This is a genomic window from Oceanicola granulosus HTCC2516, assembly GCF_000153305.1.
Taxonomy (GTDB): domain Bacteria; phylum Pseudomonadota; class Alphaproteobacteria; order Rhodobacterales; family Rhodobacteraceae; genus Oceanicola; species Oceanicola granulosus.
Window position 1 is genome coordinate 2,333,172 of record NZ_CH724107.1, and the last position, 16,242, is coordinate 2,349,413.

Sequence of the window (16,242 nt, forward strand, 5' to 3'; positions counted from 1 at the left end):
TCAGGGCAGGAACGGCGCGTCGTCGCCCCAGAGCTCGCGGATACGCTCGTCGCGGCGGCAGCCCTCGCGGTAGAACTTGTAGGCGCTGGCCTGGCTCTTCGGTCCGCCGCGCGTCAGGACGATCTGCTCGCCCTTGTAATAATCCTGGTGGTAGTCCTCGGCCTCGTAGAACTCGGCCAGGTCCAGGATCGGCGTCACGATCTCCTGCCCCAGCTCGGCCTCCGCCGCCGCCTTGGCCGCCTCCGCCATCTGGCGCTCTTCCTCGGAAGCGACGAACACCGCTGTCCGGTAGCTCTCGCCCCGGTCGCAGAACTGCCCGCCGGCGTCGGTGGGATCGATCGAGCGGAAGAACAGGTTGAGCAGCCGCCGCCGGTCGACGACGTCGCTGTCGTACATGATCTCGACCGCCTCGTAGTGCCCGGTGCCGCCGCGCGTCACCTCCCGGTAAGTCGGGTTCTCGACGCTGCCGCCGGTGTAGCCCGACACGGCTTCGGTCACGCCCGTGACCCGCTCGAAGTCGGCCTCGACGCACCAGAAGCAGCCCCCGGCGACGGTGAGGGTGGAGTCGGCCTGCGCCAGCGCCGGCCCGGCCTGGAGCCAGGCCCCGGCAGCGACGGCGGCGGAAAGCAGAAGCCCGCGCAGGGGCTGGTTGTTCAGGTTCGGCATGTGGTCCTCCTTTGGCCGTGTAGCTGTGCCGCAGACACGGCCCCGGCAACACAAGGAGCCGTGCGGTCACGGCGTTATTACTTCTTGGAACATCCCCGCCCCGGGCCTAGCGTGCCGGAGATGACCGACACGAGCACCCACGCCGCCGAGGAAGACGCCCGCAACGAGCGCGTGCTCGTCTGGGTCAACGGCGCGCTCAAGCCGCGGCCGGAGGCGGTCGTCAACGTCTACGATTCCGGCTTCATGCTCGGCGACGGCGTCTGGGAGGGGCTGCGGCTCTACGACGGGCGCTGGACCTTCGTCGACGAGCACCTGGACCGGCTGTTCGAGGCGGCCCGCGCCATCGACCTCGATATCGGCATGCGCCGCGACGAGGTCGTGGCGGCGCTTCACGAGACGCAGCGCGCCAACCGGATGACCACCGACGCCCACGCGCGCCTGATGGTGACGCGCGGGCTCAAGCACCGCCCGTTCCAGCACCCGTCGCTGTCGCGGAGCGGGCCGACGGTCGTGATCGTGATGGAGCATTCCCGCCCCGCCATCGGCCGCCCCATCCGCCTCGCCACCGTGCCCCACCTGCGCGGCCTGCCGATGAGCCAGGACCCGAAGCTCAACTCGCACTCCAAGCTCAACTGCATCCTCGCCTGCATCGCCGCCGAGAAGGCCGGGGCCGACGAGGCGCTGATGCTCGACGTCCACGGCTTCGTGAACACCACCAACGCCTGCAACTTCTTCATCGTGCGCAGGGGCGAGGTCTGGACCTCGACGGGCGACTACTGCATGAACGGCATCACCCGCCGCAAGGTCATTGAGATCTGCCGAGCGAACGCCATCCCCGTCTTCGAGAAGAACTTCTCGCTCGTCGAGACCTACGGCGCCGACGAGGCCTTCCTCACCGGCACCTTCGGCGCCCAGACCCCGGTCGGCGTCATCGACGGCCGCACCATCGGCACCGGCGAGGCCGGCCCGGTGACGCAGCGGATCCGTCAGCTTTACAAGGCCCTCGTCGCGCCCTGACAAGCCGTCTCTGTCCTCGAAGTATCCCGGGGGGAGTCGCCGCAGGCGGCGGGGGGCAGCGCCCCCCTGCCACGTGTCAGCCCTTGAGCCGCCGCTTGCGCGCGGCCACCAGCTTCAGCCGCAGCGCGTTGAGCTGGATGAAGCCGGCCGCGTCGGTCTGGTCGTAGGCGCCGAGGTCGTCCTCGAACGTGACGTGCGCCTCGGAATAGAGCGAGTTGTCCGACCAGCGCGCCACGGTGCGGGCGGCGCCCTTGTAGAGCTTGAGCCGCACGGTGCCGGAGACGAGCTCCTGGCTCCGGTCGATCAGCGCCTGCAGCATTTCGCGCTCCGGGGAGAACCAGAAGCCGTTGTAGATCAGCTCGGCGTAGCGCGGCATGATCGAGTCCTTCAGGTGCCCCGCGCCGGAATCGAGCGTGATCTGCTCGATGCCCCGGTGCGCCTCCAGCAGGATCGTGCCGCCCGGCGTCTCGTAGACGCCGCGGCTCTTCATGCCGACGAAGCGGTTCTCCACGAGGTCGAGCCGTCCGATCCCGTGCTTGCCGCCGAGCTCGTTGAGCCGGGTCAGGATCGTCGCGGGCGAGAGCTGCTCGCCGTCGATCGCCACCGCGTCGCCCTTCTCGAAGGTGATCTCCACCATCTCGGGCGTATCGGGCGCGTCCTCCGGGTTCACCGTGCGCTGGTAGACGTAGTCGGGCGCCTCGTCGGCGGGGTTTTCCAGCACCTTCCCCTCGGAGGACGTGTGCAGCAGGTTGGCGTCGACGGAGAAGGGAGCCTCGCCGCGCTTGTCCTTGGCGATCGGGATCTGGTGCTTCTCGGCGAACTCGATGAGCCGGGTGCGCGAGGACAGGTCCCACTCGCGCCACGGCGCGATGACCTTGATGTCGGGGTCGAGCGCGTAGGCGGCCAGCTCGAAGCGGACCTGGTCGTTGCCCTTGCCGGTCGCGCCGTGGGCCACGGCGTCGGCGCCCTCGGCGGCGGCGATCTCCACGAGGCGCTTGGAGATCAGCGGCCGGGCGATGGAGGTGCCGAGCAGGTAGAGCCCCTCGTAGAGCGCGTTGGCGCGGAACATCGGGAAGACGAAGTCGCGCACGAACTCCTCGCGCAGGTCCTCGATGTGGATGGAGCTCGCGCCCATCATCTCGGCCTTCTTGCGCGCGGGCTCGAGCTCTTCGCCCTGGCCGAGGTCGGCGGTGAAGGTCACGACCTCGCAGCCGTACTCCGTCTGCAGCCATTTCAGGATGATCGAGGTGTCGAGGCCGCCGGAATAGGCAAGCACGACCTTCTTGGGCGCGGGCATCACAGTCTCCGTCTCTGAACCTGGCGCGGGGTAACGTCTATTCAGGGGCAGGGCAAGCTGGCCGCTTGACCGTCGTCGCCGGGCGGGGTCTGGTTGCCGCGACAACGGGAGGGTGAGCATGTCGGTCCAGATCGTGCGCCATGCGGTGCTGATGGTGCTGAACAATTTCCAAGACGCGATCAAGGCATCGGTCGCGCCGATCCTGATCGGCGTCGCCGTCGTGGTGGGCCTGTCGATGGCGCTCGGCACCGACCTGCGGCTGCTGCTCGCCGCGGCGTCGACGCCGGGCGGGGCGGACACCTTCGACGAGACGGCCCTGCTCAACCCGGGCAGCGCGCTGCTGATCCTGCTGGTGATGCTGCCGCTGGCGCTGTTCATCCTCGGCTGGGTCGCCGTCACCTGGCACCGCTTCATCCTGCTGGAGGAGTATCCCGACCCGGTGCCCGCCGTGTCGGGGCGGCCGATCTGGCCCTACGTGGGCAAGTCGGTGGGGCTGGCCGTGGTGCTGATGCTGGTCTTCATCCCGCTCTCACTGGTCGTCGGTCTGGTGGCGACGCCGCTGGTGATGCTCAACGAGTTCTTCGGCGCGGCGCTCGCCGGCATCCTGCTGGGCGTGGTGTTCAGCTACTTCTGGCTGCGCTGGGCGCTGATCCTGCCGGCGGCGGCGATCGGGCGGCCGATGTCGATGGGCGAGAGCTGGCGGATCACCAAGCCGCTCTCGAGCGACATCGTCGGCGTGTCGCTGTTGCTGGCGCTGCTGAACTTCGCGCTGAGCCTCGTCGCGCTGCCGTTCGGGGGCGGGGTGGTCGGCACGGTGCTGGCGCTGGTGGTGGACTGGTTCACGATGATGGTGGGCCTGAGCGTGCTGACGACGCTGTTCGGTCACCTCGTCGAGAAGCGCGCGCTGGTCTGAACGAAGCGGGCGAGCGCGTCGCGCTCGCCGGGGTTGTCGAGCCGGTCGAGCGCCTCGTCGGGCGTCAGCCACAGCGCGCTGTGGCCCGCCTCGAGCGGCGGGCCGAGGCGGCGGACGGGGCGGGCGACGTAGAGGTGGCAGACCTTCTCGGCCCAGAAATCGTAGTCCGGCATCCAGGCGAAGCGGCGGAACGAGCCGATCCGGCGCGGCCGCGCGATCGACCAGCCGGTCTCCTCGAAAACCTCCCGGTGCAGCGCCCGGACCGTCGCTTCGCCCGGGTCGATGCCGCCGCCGGGAAACTGCACCTCGGGCACCGGCTCGGCCTGGAACGTCACGAGCAGCCGGCCGTCACGCGGCAGCAGCGCGTAGACGCCGGGGCGATGCCGGTAGCGCAACCCCGCTATGGCGGGCTGTCCGTAGCGGCGCATCATGGGGTTTCACCTCGGCTTGTGACACTTATATGGACGCGGTATGCCAATCCCCGTCAGGTTAGGAAAGCCACATGACCCTCGGCTCTCAGATTGCCTGGGACGATACCGTCCTGCCGTTTCAGCTCGACCGCTCGGACATCCGGGGCCGGATCGCCCGGCTCGACGGGGTGCTCGATTCCGTCCTCGCCCAGCATGACTACCCGCCCGTCATCGAGGCGCTCGTCGCCGAGATGGCGCTGCTCACCGCGCTGATCGGTCAGACCATCAAGCTGCGCTGGAAGCTGTCGCTCCAGGTGCGCGGCGACGGTCCGGCGCGCCTGATCGCCACCGATTACTACGGTCCGAGCAAGGACGGCGAGCCGGCGCGGATCCGGGCCTATGCCAGCTACGACAAGGACCGGCTCGACGAGGCCGGCGACGCTTTCGCGCAGATCGGCAAGGGCTATTTCGCGGTGCTGATCGACCAGGGCGAGGGGATGACGCCATACCAGGGGATCACGCCCATCGCGGGCGGCTCGCTTCGGGCCTGTGCAGAGACGTATTTCGCCCAGTCCGAGCAGCTGCCGACGCGGTTCTCGCTGAGCTACGGCCAGTCGTCCGTGCCCGGCGGCGTCGAGAGCTGGCGGGCCGGGGGCGTGATGCTGCAGCACATGCCCAAGGCCTCGCCCCACGCCACCGGCGGCGGGTCGGGCGAAGAGGGGCTGCTCGCGGCGAGCGATATCGTCGAGGGCGACGACGAGGAGAACTGGAACCGCGCCAACATCCACCTCGACACGGTCGAGGATCTCGAGCTCATCGGCCCGTCGGTGCAGCCGACGGAGCTGCTCGTGCGGCTGTTCCACGAGGAAGCGCCGCGGGTGTTCGATCCGCAGGCGGTCAAGTTCGGCTGCACCTGCTCGGCCGACCGCGTGCGCCAGTCCCTGTCGATCTACTCGGCCAAGGACATCGCCTACATGACGACCGACGAGGGCAGGGTCACCGCCGATTGCCAGTTCTGCGGGGCGCACTACGAGTTCGACCCGGCCACCCTCGGCTTCCAGGCGACGAAAGAGCCGTGAGCCGGCTGCGGGAGCGCCTCGCGGACGCCCTCGCCAAGCCGAGCGACGGCTCGTCCGACTACGACCTGAACCCCGACACCGTTCTACCCGCCGGGCGCGAGCTGCGTCCGGCGGGGGTGCTCATGGCGATCACGCCCGCCGAGACGGTCCTGCTGACCGTGCGCTCGCCGAAGCTGAAGCACCATCCCGGGCAGGTCTCGTTCCCCGGGGGCAAGCAGGAGCCGACCGATCCGGCGCCGGTCGATGCGGCGCTGCGCGAGAGCGAGGAGGAGATCGGGCTGCCGCACGGGCGCGTCGAGATCCTCGGCGCGCTTCCGGTGCACGAGACGGTGACGGGCTTTGCCGTGTCGCCGTTCGTGGGGCTGGTAGACGGGGAGTTCGAGCCACGCCCTGAGGCGGGCGAGGTGGCGGAAGTCTTCGAGGTGCCGTTCGCGGTCCTGACCGACTTGGGCCGGTACAGGGTCGAATGTCGCGCCTGGCGCGGGCTGGTGCGGCGCTACTGGGTGGTGCCCTTCGGCCCCTACTACATCTGGGGCGCGACGGCGCGGATGCTGCGCGGACTGGCGGTGCGGCTGTGACCCGGCTCGAGGCGGAGTGGCTGACGCGGCCGGCGTCCCGGGTGGTCTGCAACCTGCTGACCGACGCGGGCTATCAGGCCTGGTTCGTCGGCGGTTGCGTGCGCAACGCGCTGATCGGCGCGCCCGTGAGCGACCTCGATCTCGCAACTAACGCCCATCCCGAGCGGGTGCTGGCGCTGGCCGAGGCGGCGGGGCTGAAGGCGATCCCCACCGGCATCGCGCACGGCACGGTGACGCTGGTGGTGGAGGGCGCGCCCTACGAGGTCACCACCTTCCGCCGCGATGTCGAGACCGACGGGCGGCGCGCGGTGGTGGCCTTCGCCGACAGCCTCGAGGAGGATGCCCGTCGCCGCGACTTCACCATGAACGCCCTCTACGCCGCCCCCGACGGCACCATCGCCGACCCCATCGGCGGGCTGCCCGACCTGCGGCGGCGGCAGGTGCGCTTCATTGGCGACGCCGAGGCACGCATCCGCGAGGATTACCTCCGCATCCTGCGCTTCTTCCGCTTCCACGCCTGGTACGGCGACGCCGGCGCGGGGCTGGATGCCGACGGGCTGGCGGCCTGTGCGCAGCATGTCGAGGGCGTCGCCGGGCTATCGCGCGAACGGATCGGGCACGAGATGCTCCGCCTGCTCGCCGCGCCGGATCCCGCGCCCGCCGTCGCCGCGATGGAGGCCTGCGGGGCGCTGGCGCAGGTGCTGCCCGGTGCGGGAGCGGGGCAGCTCGCGGTGCTGGTCGATCTCGAGGAGCGGGCGGGGCTCGCGCCCGGTTGGCCGCGCCGGCTCGCCGCGCTGGGCGGGCAGGACGCCGACACGGCGCTGCGGCTCTCCAAGGACGAGGCGAAGCGGCTGCGTACCCTGCGCGAGGCGCTGGGTTCGGAGGCCGGCCCGGGCGAGCTCGGCTACCGCCTCGGCGCGGCGGTGGCGCTCGACGTGCTGGCGCTGCGCGGCGCGATGGAGGTGCGGCCCGTCGCCCCCGAGGACGCCGACGCCACCCGCCACGGGGCAAAGCAGACCTTCCCTCTCACCGCCGCCGACCTCATCGACCGCCACCAGGGCCCGGCGCTGGGCCAGGCGCTGCGCGACGCGGAGGCGCGCTGGATCGCCAGCGGCTTCGCCCTCGGCCGCGAGGCGCTGCTCGCCTGAGGCGGTGACAGGTTTCCCAAGCGAACCGATCGGTCTATATGCCGGTGGCAACCCGAGAGGCCCGTCGTGTTCCGTTTCTTCGAAAGCCTCGTCGATCCCTATACGCCGTATGAGGACGTCGACCGCCCCCCGCAGCGGCTTTGGCCGTTTCTGAAGGACTACCTGCGCCCGTTCCGCAAGATGCTGGGCTGGACTGCGTTCGTCGCCGGCGTCGTCGCGGCCATCGAGGTCTGGCAGATCTGGTATCTCGGCCGCTTCGTCGACGTGCTGACCACGACGCCGCGCGGCGAGGTCTGGGCGCTCTACGGCGTGGAATTCGTCGCCGTGGCGCTGTTCCTGCTGCTGATCCGGCCGGTGATCTACTCGATCCACGCGATGCTGCTGAACAACACGATGGTGCCCAACCTCGGCGCGCTGGTGCGCTGGCGCTCGCACCGGCACGTGCTGCGCCAGTCCGTCGGCTGGTTCGAGAACGACTTCGCCGGGCGCATCGCCAACCGCATTGCCCAGACGCCGACCGCCACCGTCGAGGCGGTGTTCCAGGTGTTCGACGCCGTCAGCTACGCCGCCGCCTACACCATCGGCGCGGCCGTCCTGCTGTGGGGCGCCGACCCAATCCTGCTGTGGCCGCTCGGCTTCTGGCTGCTGCTCTACATCGGGCTGCTGCGCTGGACGGTGCGCCGGGTCGAGCCGGCGGCGAAGGCGAGCTCGGACGCGCGCTCTGAATTCACCGGACGGGTGGTGGACAGCTACACCAACATCAACTCGGTGAAGATGTTCGCCCACCACGACACCGAGGTCGATTACGCCAGGGGCGCGATCGACAAGACCTTGCACACCGTCAGGAACGAGCAGCGGATCTTCTCGAAGATGGACATCGGCCTGACGGTGATCAACGGCGTGCTGCTCGTCGCCGTGGTCGGCTGGGCGACGCTGATCTACCTCAACGGCAACGCCACCGTCGGCATCGTCGCCGCCGCCTCGGCGCTGACGCTGCGGCTGTCGGCGATGACCGGGTGGATCATGTTCGCCGTGACCAACCTGTTCCGCAACCTCGGCATCGTCGCCGAGGGGATGGAGACGATCAGCCAGCCCGTCACCCTCACCGACGCGCCCGATGCGCGGGAGCTGGCGGTGACGGAGGGCCGGCTCGACGTTCGCGGGCTGAGCCACCATTACGGCAAGCGCACCGGCGGGCTCGACCGGGTGACCCTGTCGATCCCGCCGGGGCAGAAGGTCGGGCTGGTCGGCCGCTCGGGGGCGGGCAAATCGACCCTCGTGAAGCTGCTCCTGCGGTTTTACGACGCCGAGGCCGGCCGGATCGAGATCGACGGACAGGACATCTCGCGCGTCACGCAGGACAGCCTGCGGCGCGCCATCGGCATGGTCCAGCAGGACAGCGCGCTGCTGCACCGCTCGGTGCGCGACAACATCCTCTACGGCAATCCCGGCGCGAGCGAAGAGCAGATGATCGAGGCCGCGCGCCGCGCCGAGGCGCACGACTTCATCCTCGGCCTCGAGGACGGAACCGGGCGCAGCGGCTACGACGCCCAGGTCGGCGAGCGCGGGGTGAAGCTGTCGGGCGGGCAGCGGCAGCGGATTGCGCTGGCGCGGGTGATCCTGAAGGACGCGCCGCTCCTCGTGCTCGACGAGGCGACGTCGGCGCTCGACAGCGAGGTCGAGGCAGCGATTCAGGAGACGCTCTACGGAATGATGGAGGGCAAGACGGTCATCGCCATCGCGCACCGGCTGTCGACCATCGCGCGGATGGACCGGATCGTGGTGATGGACGAGGGCCGCATCATCGAGGACGGACCGCACGACACGCTGCTTGCCCGAGGCGGTCTCTACGCCACCTTGTGGAGCCGGCAGTCGGGCGGGTTCCTCGGCGCCGATTTCGAGGACGACCCGGAGGCCGCCGAATGATCGCCAAAGCCTACGACAGATGGATCGGCTGGGCCTCCGGCCTGATCCAGAGCGTCCAGCCCGCCGACGGCCCGCCGCCGCAGAGCCTCGCCGCCTTCATGCGCTGGTGCCTGCGCGGCGCGTGGCCGATCCTCGGCGCGGCGATGCTGATCTCGGCCTTCACCGGCGCGTCGGAGGTGCTGACGATGTGGCTGCTCGGCCGCGCCGTCGACGCCTCGGCGACGGGCTGGGCGGCGTTCTGGGACGAATATGCGTGGCTGGTGATCCTGTCGGTGGTGACGCTGCTCATCCTGCGCCCGCTGTTCTTCGGCGCGACGGCAACGTTCCAGGCGGTCGTCATCAACCCGTCGGTCTTCACCCTGACCCTGTCGCGGCTGCACCGCTGGACGCTGGGCCACTCGGTCACGTTCTTCGACAACGACTTCGCCGGGCGGCTGGCGCAGAAGCAGATGCAGGCCGCGCGCTCGCTGACGGAGAGCGTCGTCGAGACGGTCAACGCCATCGTCTTCGGCCTCGCCTCGGCGATCGGCGCGGCGGTACTGGTCGGATCGATCAGCCTCGCCTTCGTGCCGATCCTGCTGGTCTGGCTCGCCTGCTACGCGCTGTTCCTGCGGGTCTTCCTGCCGCGCATCCGCGTGCGCTCCAAGGCGCGGGCGGCGGCGCGGGCGATGGTGACGGGGCAGGTTGTCGACACGATCACCAACATCAAGACGGTCAAGCTCTTCGCGCAGGCCGAACACGAGGACCGCGCGGCGCTGGGCGCGATGGAATCGTTCGAGGAGCGCTCGACGGAGTTTGGCCGCGTATCGACCCTGTTCCGGCTCGGGCTGGTGTTCCTCGCCGGCACGCTGCCCATCGCGTTGGTCGGCGCGGGCCTCGTCGCGGGTCCGGGCGGCGGCGTCAGCGCGGGCGACATCGCGGCGATGGGCGCGGTGGCGATCCGGCTGGCGCAGATGACCGGCTGGATCAGCTTCACCCTGCTCGCCATCTACAGCCACATCGGCGAGGTCGAGGACGCGATGCGCACCCTCACCCCGGCCCACGGCCTCACCGACAGGCCCGGCGCGCGTCCGCTCGAGGTCCGCGAGGGCGAGATCGTCTTCGACCGGGTGACCTTCGGCTACGGCCACGGCGTCGGCGGCGTGCGCGACCTGAGCCTGACGGTCCGCCCGGGCGAGAAGCTCGCCATCGTCGGCGCGTCGGGGGCGGGCAAGTCGACGCTGGTGGCGCTGCTGATGCGGCTCTACGACCCGGAGGACGGCGCGGTGAACATCGACGGGCAGGACATCGCCCACGTCACGCAGCAGAGCCTGCGGCAGGCCATCGGGATGGTCACGCAGGAGACGGCGATGTTCAACCGCTCCGCGCGCGACAACATCCTCTACGGCCGCCCCGACGCCAGCGACGACGAGCTGGCCAGCGCCGCGGAACGGGCCGAGGCGCAGGGCTTCATCGAGACGCTGCGCGACCACAAGGGCCGCACCGGCTACGACGCGCATCTCGGCGAGCGCGGCGTCAAGCTCTCGGGCGGGCAGCGGCAGCGGGTGGCACTGGCGCGGGCGATGCTGAAGGACGCGCCGATCCTGGTGCTCGACGAGGCGACGTCGGCGCTCGACTCCGAGGTCGAGGCGGCTATTCAAGCGGCGCTGGAGCGGGCGATGGAGGGCAAGACCGTCATCGCCATCGCGCACCGGCTCTCGACCATCGCCGGGATGGACCGGATCGTGGTGCTCGACGAGGGCCGCATCGTGGAGGAGGGCGACCACGAGTCGCTGCTCGCGGAGGGCGGCCTCTACGCACGCTACTGGACCCGGCAATCGGGCGGCTTCGTGCGCGAGGCGGCGGAGTAGATGGCGGCCGCAGCGGCAGCGCGGGCGGGGCAGATCGCGCTGCCGGGCGACGAGATCGACGGCGAGGGCAACGTCACCGCCCGCACCTCGCCGCACCGCCAGACGCCGCCGTGCCCACACTACCACCTCTGCGGGGGCTGCGCGCTGCAGCACGCCGACGACGCCTTCGTCGCCGAATGGAAGATCGGCCGGGTGGTGCAGGCGCTCAAGGCGCGCGGGCTCGAGGCGGAGATCGCCGGCATCGCCACCTCGCCCCCGTTCTCGCGACGCCGCGCCAAGCTGTCGGGGCGGCGGATGAAGAAGCGCAGCCTCGTCGGCTTCCACGCGCGCGCGTCCGACGTGCTGGTCGAGGTGCCGCAGTGCCAGATCCTGCGCCCCCGGCTCGTCGCGCTGGTGCCCGCGCTCGAGGCGCTGATGCCGCTGATCGGCTCGCGCAAGGGCGAGGTCGATTTCACCGTCACCGACACCGCGAACGGCCCCGACCTGCACATCGGCAACGGCAAGGAGCTGACGGCCGAGCTGCGCGTCGCGCTCGCCGCCTTCGCGCAGGATCAGGGCCTGTCGCGGCTCGTCTACCGCGAGGAGCCCATCGTCACCCGCCTGCCGCCGGTCCAGACCTTCGGTCGCGCCGCCGTCGCGCCGCCGCCGGGGGCGTTCCTGCAGGCCACGGCCGACGGCGAGGCGGCGCTGCTCGACGTGGTGCGCGCGGCGGTCGGCGACGCGGAGCGGGTGGTGGACCTGTTCGCCGGCTGCGGCACCTTCAGCCTGCCGCTCGCCGAGCGCGCCGAGGTCCACGCCGTCGAGACCTACGCGCCGATGCTCGCCGCCCTCGACCGGGGCTGGCGCGAGACGGGCGGCGGGCTCAAGAGGGTCACGACCGAGGCGCGGGATCTGTTCCGCAACCCGCTCATCGCCGACGACCTCGCCCGCTTCGACGCCGCCGTCATCGACCCGCCCCGCGCCGGCGCGCAGGCGCAGGTCGCCGAGCTCGCCCGGTCGCGCCTCACGCGGATCGCCATGATCTCCTGCAATCCCGTCACCTTCGCGCGCGACGCGCAGACGCTGGTGGAGGCGGGCTTCCGCCTCGGGCCGATCACCGTCGTCGACCAGTTCCGCTGGTCCACCCACGTCGAGCTTGCATGCGCGGTCACACGCCTGTGATGGCCTGACCAGCTAGGCGGCTCCCCCGCTTTCGGCTATAGCGGCGAAAAAGCTCGTAGCAGGCGCGGGGCAGGCACATGAACGCGATCCGACTGGTTCTCCTGATGGTGGGGCTGACGCTGCTCGCGTCGTGCGCGCCGAGCAAGTTCCGCACCTACAACGGACCGCCGGTGACTTCCGTGCAGGTCTGGAAGACCGACCGGGTGATGGCGCTGATGAGCGGCACCCGGGTGCTCAAGACCTACGACTTCGAGATGGGTTTCGCGCCGCAGGGCCACAAGTACTTCGAGGGCGACGGGCGCACGCCGGAGGGCGTCTACTACATCGACCGCCGCAACCCGAACAGCGACTACCATCTCTCCATCGGCATCTCCTATCCCGACGAGGAAGACATCGCGCGCGCCCTCGAGGCCGGTCTCGAGCCGGGCGGCGACATCTTCATCCACGGCACGCCGAAGCTCTTCGCGGACCGCACCGACTGGACCGCCGGGTGCATCGCGGTGAGCAACGACGCGGTGGAGGAGATCTACGCGATGGTGCAGGACGGCACGCCGATCGTGATCTATCCCTGAGACGGACGCGGGGCCGGGCTGAAGCCCGGCCTACGCCTCCCTCACTCCGTCGTCACCGCCGCCGGGATCGGCGAGGGCGCCGGCGCGGGAATCGCCGTCGAGCCGAGTACCAGTGTCCACCAGAGCTTGCCCGCCGGCTCCTGATGCCAAGCGAAGCCCAGCTCCCGGGCGCGCGGGTCGAGGATCACCGCGCGGGTGTCGGGCTGCTGCATCCAGGCGGCGAGGGTCTCGAGCTCGGTCTCGTAGGTCTCGGAGATCGCCTCGCCGAGGATCAGGCCCGGGTAGCCCACGCGCCGGGCGCGGTCGAGCGGCGACGAGCCGTCGGAGCCGAAGTGCCAGGGCCGGTTCTGCCTCGCCATGTCGCGCGAGTGGGAGGCCGCGGCGGTGTCGAGGGCGCGGCTGTAGGTGACGAAGCCGAGCCCGGCGCCCTGGCGCAGCGCGTTGACGCCGTCGAGCAGGCGGACCTTCACCTCGGCGGCGTCGGCCTCCTCGATCCGGTAGACCTGCGGCAGCGGCATCCCGTCCGGCCCGAGCCGCGCCTGCGGAGCCGGGCCGTCGAGCCCGCCGCCGCCGCAACCCGCCAGCGCCACGAGCGCCCCGACCGTCGCCAAGATCCGCCTCATCGCCCGTCCCCCTGCCTGCTACGCGTCTTCCGCTTACCCCCTCGCCCGTTGCCGTTCAAACCCACATCGCCCGCGACGGCGCGCCGTGACGGTGGCGTGAATTGCGCGGGCGCGGCGGGCTGCCGTAGAAGGCGGGCAACGACCAAGACCGACAGGAGGCCAGGTTGACCCGGAGCAGGATGACCCGCCGCGGCTTTCTCGCGGCCAGTGTCGCGAGCGTCGGCGCCGCCGCCGTGGCGCAGGAGAACTCGACCGAGATCGAGCAGGACATCTCGCAGACGATCCGCCGCAACATCTCGAGCTTCCGCTCGCTCGACTGGCGGCCCTACTTCACCAGCCTCGAGAACGGCGCGATCCTGTGCGACATCCAGAGCCGGGCGCTGCACTACTGGTCGCCGGATGCCGCGATCTACAAGCTCTATCCCACCTCCGTGCCGCTCAGCGACGACCTGACCCGCCTCGGCCGGACGGAAGTGGTGCACAAGGTGGAGGGGCCGGAATGGCGGCCGACGCCGTCGATGCGCGCCAACAACCCGGACTGGCCGACCTATGTCGGCCCCGGTCCGGACAACCCGCTCGGGACCCACGCGCTCTACCTGTCGTGGCAATATTACCGCATCCACGGCACCCACGACACGCGCAAGATCGGCCGGCGCAGCTCGAACGGGTGCATCGGGCTCTACAACGAGCACATCGCCGAGCTGTTCGGCCTCGCCGCGGTGGGCACGCAGGTACTGTTGATCTGACGGGTTGATCTGGCCGGCGCGAGCGTGAACAGTCGCGCTCACGGTCCCCCGGCTGGCGGAGGGCCGCCAGCCCACCCGGAGGGATCCATGACACGCCTCAGCCTCGCCGCCGCCCTGGCCCTCGCCGCCACCACCGCACAGGCCGACGGGCCGGCGGACCCGATCGTGCTGGTCCCCGATGCGCCGCCGCCGCTGACCATCGAGGAAGCCAACCGCGGCAGCTCGTTCCCGGCCGAGACGCTGGTGCTGCTCGCCTTCCTCGGCATCATCGCGGTGGCGGTCAGCCCGGAATAGGGTCGAGCCAGCCCTTCAGGTTGTCCTCGATGACGCCGCAGAGCGCGGCGATGTGCGCCGCGTCGTCGTTGAGGCAGGGGATGTAGGTGAAGCTCTCGCCGCCGGCCTCGAGGAAGCTGTCGCGGATCTCCTCGTTGATCTCCTCGAGCGTCTCGATGCAGTCCGCCGAGAACGCCGGCGCGCAGACCGCGATGCGCTTCTTGCCCGCCTTCGCGAGCCGCGCCACCTCCTCAACGGTGTAGGGCTTGAGCCACTCCTCCGGGCCGAACTTCGACTGGAAGGTCGTGGCGATCTCGTCGTCGCCCCAGCCGAGCCGCTCCTTCAGCAGGCGCGTCGTCTTCTGGCACTGGCAATGGTACGGATCGCCCTCCCGCAGGTAGCGCTCGGGCAGGCCGTGGTAGGAGCAGAGCAGGACGTCGGGCCGCGCCTCAAGCTCGGCGTAGGCGCGCTCGACGGAGGCGGCGAGGGCGTCGATGTAGGTCGGCTCCTCGAAGTAGGGCGGCACCACGCGGGCGACCGGCTGCCACTTCTCGCGCATCAGCGCGGCGAAGAACGCGTCGTTGGCCGTCGCCGAGGTCGCGCCAGCATAGTGCGGGTAGAGCGGGAAGAACAGGATCCGGTGGCAGCCCTGCGCGATCAGCGCCTTCACCTTCGACTCCGTCGAGGGGTTGCCGTAGCGCATGCAGTAGTCGACGACGGTCTCGTCGCCGAAGCGCGTGCGTAGGGTGGCGGCGATGGCGGCGGTCTGCTGCTTGGTGATCGTCGCGAGCGGGCTCTCGTCGGCCTCCTCGTTCCAGATCGAGCGGTAGGCCGCGCCCGAGGTGAACGGGCGCTTGGTGAGCACGATGGTCTGCAGGATCGGCTGCCACACCCAGCGCGAGTAGTCGATCACCCGCTTGTCGGAGAGGAATTCGTTGAGGTAGCGCCGCATCGACCAGTAGTCGGTGCCGTCGGGCGTGCCGAGATTGGCCAGCAGGATGCCGACCTTCTCGCGCGGAAGCTTGGGGTGGTCGTCGGGGGCGTGGGGGGGCCGCACGGCCGTTGGCTGGTTGTCGAGCACTCGGGCCTCCTGTCGCTGTGGTCCAGAGATAACCGCTGCCCTCGGCGGGTCAATCGTCCTGCGGCCCGAGCGGTCGTTCGGTCGCACCGAGCGCGTCGGCGAGGCGGGTCCTGGCGGAGCCGGGGCGGAGCGGCTGCGGCTGGCTCTCGGCCGGCGCCCAGCCGGTCAGGGTGACGATTTCGAAGGTGGCGTCGACGCGCCCGTCGGTGACGAAACGCTCCGCGTAGAGCCCCATCGCCTCGAGCAGCACCGCGCGGCGGGTCGGGCGGCGCAGGCGGCCGGCGAGGGCGTTCTGTTCGCCCATCGCGCGCAGGTCGCGCATCAGGTGGAGCGGGGTCTCGTAGCTGACGGGCAGGTGGGTCACGTCGGCGACGGGCAGGGCGAAGCCGGCGCGGTGCAGCAGCCCGCCGAGATCCCGGACCTCCCCCATCGGTGCGACGCGCGGCGACAGCCCACCGGTGACGCGGCTCTCGGCCTCCGCCAGGCAGGCGCGCAGCTCGTGCAGGGTCTGCCCCGCGAACAGGGTCGCCACCAGCAGCCCGTCGGGGCGCAGGGCGTGGCGGCACTGGACCAGCTGGCCGACCGGGTCGTCGGCCCAGTGCAGGGCGAGGCCATGGATCACGAGGTCGTGCGCGCCGGGCGCGAGGGCGAGGGTGTCGTCGTCGCCGACGACCGCCGCGCCGGGCAGCCGGCCCTGCCACACCTGCGGCCAGCCGGTCACGATCGCGGGCGCGGTAAACTGCCTGTTAACCTCTTGCAGCCTTTCCTCGACCTCGTCGGCGACGGTCTCCTGCAGGAACAGGGCCGGATCGGCGGCGGCGCGGCGGCGGTGGTGCTGCAGCGCGATGCGGTCGGTGAGGCGGGGAGCATCGGTCATCGCCGCTGATCTAGGCGAGGAGCGA

General features: G+C 70.7%; 17 protein-coding genes. 11 read left to right on the forward strand and 6 right to left on the reverse strand.

The features are described 5' to 3' along the window. A complete protein-coding gene (gene msrA, locus OG2516_RS11250; protein WP_007255794.1) occupies positions 1–666 on the reverse strand; it encodes a peptide-methionine (S)-S-oxide reductase MsrA in 666 nt (221 codons plus the stop codon). Positions 667–786: 120 nt separating this feature from the next. Here msrA and OG2516_RS11255 point away from each other — a divergent pair, with 120 nt between their 5' ends. Further along, positions 787–1,683: a D-amino acid aminotransferase gene (locus tag OG2516_RS11255; protein WP_007255795.1), complete on the forward strand. Its 897-nt coding sequence runs from the start codon at positions 787–789 to the stop codon at positions 1,681–1,683. A gap of 76 nt (positions 1,684–1,759) precedes the next feature. Here OG2516_RS11255 and OG2516_RS11260 read toward each other — a convergent pair whose 3' ends face one another. Next, positions 1,760–2,980 (reverse strand): argininosuccinate synthase, encoded by a 1,221-nt coding sequence (locus OG2516_RS11260; RefSeq protein ID WP_007255796.1) that lies wholly within the window; start codon positions 2,978–2,980, stop codon positions 1,760–1,762. Between the two features lie 118 nt (positions 2,981–3,098). On the opposite strand from OG2516_RS11260, the gene OG2516_RS11265 reads away from it, so the two are divergent. Then, positions 3,099–3,893, forward strand: a complete 795-nt coding sequence (locus OG2516_RS11265; RefSeq protein ID WP_007255797.1) for a hypothetical protein — start codon at positions 3,099–3,101, stop codon at positions 3,891–3,893. Here OG2516_RS11265 and OG2516_RS11270 read toward each other — a convergent pair. Further along, positions 3,863–4,324 carry an NUDIX hydrolase gene (locus tag OG2516_RS11270; protein ID WP_007255798.1) on the reverse strand — a complete coding sequence of 154 codons (462 nt, stop codon included), beginning with the start codon at positions 4,322–4,324 and terminating at the stop codon, positions 3,863–3,865. The genes OG2516_RS11265 and OG2516_RS11270 overlap by 31 nt on opposite strands. Positions 4,325–4,395: 71 nt before the next feature. Here OG2516_RS11270 and hslO point away from each other — a divergent pair, with 71 nt between their 5' ends. The 7 genes from hslO (at position 4,396) to OG2516_RS11305 (ending at position 12,617) form a co-directional block, all read left to right on the forward strand. After that, complete coding sequence (gene hslO, locus OG2516_RS11275) at positions 4,396–5,382, forward strand: Hsp33 family molecular chaperone HslO (RefSeq protein WP_007255799.1); 987 nt, start codon at positions 4,396–4,398, stop codon at positions 5,380–5,382. Next, positions 5,379–5,960, forward strand: a complete 582-nt coding sequence (locus tag OG2516_RS11280) for a CoA pyrophosphatase (protein WP_007255800.1) — start codon at positions 5,379–5,381, stop codon at positions 5,958–5,960. Before hslO ends, OG2516_RS11280 begins: the two co-directional genes overlap by 4 nt. Continuing rightward, positions 5,957–7,108 (forward strand): CCA tRNA nucleotidyltransferase, encoded by a 1,152-nt coding sequence (locus OG2516_RS11285; RefSeq protein ID WP_007255801.1) that lies wholly within the window; start codon positions 5,957–5,959, stop codon positions 7,106–7,108. Before OG2516_RS11280 ends, OG2516_RS11285 begins: the two co-directional genes overlap by 4 nt. A 66-nt stretch (positions 7,109–7,174) precedes the next feature. Further along, the gene (locus tag OG2516_RS11290; protein WP_007255802.1) at positions 7,175–9,034 is read left to right on the forward strand and encodes an ABC transporter ATP-binding protein; all 1,860 of its coding nucleotides are present in this window, start codon (positions 7,175–7,177) and stop codon (positions 9,032–9,034) included. Then, a complete protein-coding gene (locus OG2516_RS11295) occupies positions 9,031–10,884 on the forward strand; it encodes an ABC transporter ATP-binding protein (protein WP_007255803.1) in 1,854 nt (617 codons plus the stop codon). Before OG2516_RS11290 ends, OG2516_RS11295 begins: the two co-directional genes overlap by 4 nt. Continuing rightward, positions 10,885–12,045 (forward strand): class I SAM-dependent RNA methyltransferase, encoded by a 1,161-nt coding sequence (locus tag OG2516_RS11300; protein ID WP_007255804.1) that lies wholly within the window; start codon positions 10,885–10,887, stop codon positions 12,043–12,045. A 77-nt stretch (positions 12,046–12,122) separates the two neighbouring features. After that, positions 12,123–12,617: a L,D-transpeptidase family protein gene (locus OG2516_RS11305; protein ID WP_007255805.1), complete on the forward strand. Its 495-nt coding sequence runs from the start codon at positions 12,123–12,125 to the stop codon at positions 12,615–12,617. 41 nt (positions 12,618–12,658) lie between these two features. Here OG2516_RS11305 and dalA read toward each other — a convergent pair whose 3' ends face one another. Then, positions 12,659–13,240 (reverse strand): divisome-associated lipoprotein DalA, encoded by a 582-nt coding sequence (dalA, locus tag OG2516_RS11310; protein WP_040615155.1) that lies wholly within the window; start codon positions 13,238–13,240, stop codon positions 12,659–12,661. A gap of 179 nt (positions 13,241–13,419) precedes the next feature. Here dalA and OG2516_RS11315 point away from each other — a divergent pair, with 179 nt between their 5' ends. Then, complete coding sequence (locus OG2516_RS11315; RefSeq protein WP_007255807.1) at positions 13,420–13,986, forward strand: L,D-transpeptidase; 567 nt, start codon at positions 13,420–13,422, stop codon at positions 13,984–13,986. A gap of 87 nt (positions 13,987–14,073) precedes the next feature. Beyond that, positions 14,074–14,280, forward strand: a complete 207-nt coding sequence (locus OG2516_RS11320) for a hypothetical protein (RefSeq protein WP_007255808.1) — start codon at positions 14,074–14,076, stop codon at positions 14,278–14,280. Here the strand turns inward: OG2516_RS11320 and hemH are convergent. Further along, a complete protein-coding gene (gene hemH / locus OG2516_RS11325; RefSeq protein ID WP_007255809.1) occupies positions 14,267–15,340 on the reverse strand; it encodes a ferrochelatase in 1,074 nt (357 codons plus the stop codon). The genes OG2516_RS11320 and hemH overlap by 14 nt on opposite strands. Positions 15,341–15,389: 49 nt before the next feature. Further along, positions 15,390–16,217, reverse strand: coding sequence for a methyltransferase domain-containing protein (locus OG2516_RS11330; protein ID WP_007255810.1), 828 nt, complete (start codon positions 16,215–16,217; stop codon positions 15,390–15,392). Positions 16,218–16,242 lie beyond the last annotated feature (25 nt).

Bases quoted from the DNA above. Each gene is read 5' to 3' on its own strand.
- msrA (WP_007255794.1), bottom strand. From the start codon at position 666: ATGCCGAACCTGAACAACCAGCCCCTGCGCGGGCTTCTGCTTTCCGCC.
- OG2516_RS11255 (WP_007255795.1), top strand. From the start codon at position 787: ATGACCGACACGAGCACCCACGCCGCCGAGGAAGACGCCCGCAACGAG.
- OG2516_RS11260 (WP_007255796.1), bottom strand. From the start codon at position 2,980: ATGCCCGCGCCCAAGAAGGTCGTGCTTGCCTATTCCGGCGGCCTCGAC.
- OG2516_RS11265 (WP_007255797.1), top strand. From the start codon at position 3,099: ATGTCGGTCCAGATCGTGCGCCATGCGGTGCTGATGGTGCTGAACAAT.
- OG2516_RS11270 (WP_007255798.1), bottom strand. From the start codon at position 4,324: ATGATGCGCCGCTACGGACAGCCCGCCATAGCGGGGTTGCGCTACCGG.
- hslO (WP_007255799.1), top strand. From the start codon at position 4,396: ATGACCCTCGGCTCTCAGATTGCCTGGGACGATACCGTCCTGCCGTTT.
- OG2516_RS11295 (WP_007255803.1), top strand. From the start codon at position 9,031: ATGATCGCCAAAGCCTACGACAGATGGATCGGCTGGGCCTCCGGCCTG.
- OG2516_RS11300 (WP_007255804.1), top strand. From the start codon at position 10,885: ATGGCGGCCGCAGCGGCAGCGCGGGCGGGGCAGATCGCGCTGCCGGGC.
- OG2516_RS11305 (WP_007255805.1), top strand. From the start codon at position 12,123: ATGAACGCGATCCGACTGGTTCTCCTGATGGTGGGGCTGACGCTGCTC.
- dalA (WP_040615155.1), bottom strand. From the start codon at position 13,240: ATGAGGCGGATCTTGGCGACGGTCGGGGCGCTCGTGGCGCTGGCGGGT.
- OG2516_RS11315 (WP_007255807.1), top strand. From the start codon at position 13,420: ATGACCCGCCGCGGCTTTCTCGCGGCCAGTGTCGCGAGCGTCGGCGCC.
- OG2516_RS11320 (WP_007255808.1), top strand. From the start codon at position 14,074: ATGACACGCCTCAGCCTCGCCGCCGCCCTGGCCCTCGCCGCCACCACC.
- OG2516_RS11330 (WP_007255810.1), bottom strand. From the start codon at position 16,217: ATGACCGATGCTCCCCGCCTCACCGACCGCATCGCGCTGCAGCACCAC.